Here is an 811-nt window from a genome sequence, read left to right on the forward strand (position 1 = left end):
CATGCCAGGAGAAGGCTCCGCAAGCGGTAGCGGTGGTATCGGTATGGGTGCCATTGGCGATGGTCAGGTGCAGCACGGTGGTATCGGTGCAGGCACCATTGGGAGTCGTGAAGCTGTAGTCACCCGAAGACGTGTAGGTGGCACCATGCCAGGAGAAGGCTCCGCAGGCGGTAGCCGTGGTATCGGTATGGGTGCCATTGGCAATGGTCAGGTGCAGCACGGTGGTGTCGGTGCAGGCACCATTGGGGGCTGTGAAGCTGTAATCACCAGATGTGGTGTACGTCTGTCCATGCCACTGGTAAGATCCGCAAGCGGTTGCAGTCGTATCGGTATGGGTGCCATTGGCGATGGTGAGGTGCAGCACGGTAGTATCGGTACAAGCTCCGTTGGGGGCTGTGAAGCTGTAATCTCCAGATGTGGTATATGTCTGTCCGTGCCATACATACTGGGCGCAGGCTGTAGCCGTGGTATCGGTATGGGTACCATTAGCGATGGTCAGGTGCAGCACGGTGGTGTCGGTGCAGGCTCCGTTGGGAGCTGTGAAGTTGTAATCGCCCGAGGTTGTGTACGTAGATCCATGCCATACAAACACAGAGCAGGCCGTAGCCGTGGTATCGGTATGCACACCCTGGTTGATGGTCAGGTGCAGCACGGTGGTGTCGGTACAAGCTCCGTTGGGAGCTGTGAAGCTGTAGTCACCCGAAGACGTGTAGGTAGCACCATGCCATACATACTGGGCACAGGCTGTAGCCGTGGTATCAGTATGGGTACCGTTGGCGATGGTCAGGTGCAGCACGGTGGTGTCGGTACA

At 57.7% G+C, this 811-nt stretch carries 1 protein-coding gene; it reads right to left on the minus strand.

What is annotated here, in order from left to right:
• Positions 1 to 811, minus strand: an 811-nt coding sequence (locus ACYU7Z_RS00680) for a hypothetical protein (RefSeq protein ID WP_460566597.1), incomplete at both ends; no start/stop codon positions are given.

Source organism: Flaviaestuariibacter terrae (genome assembly GCF_054777635.1).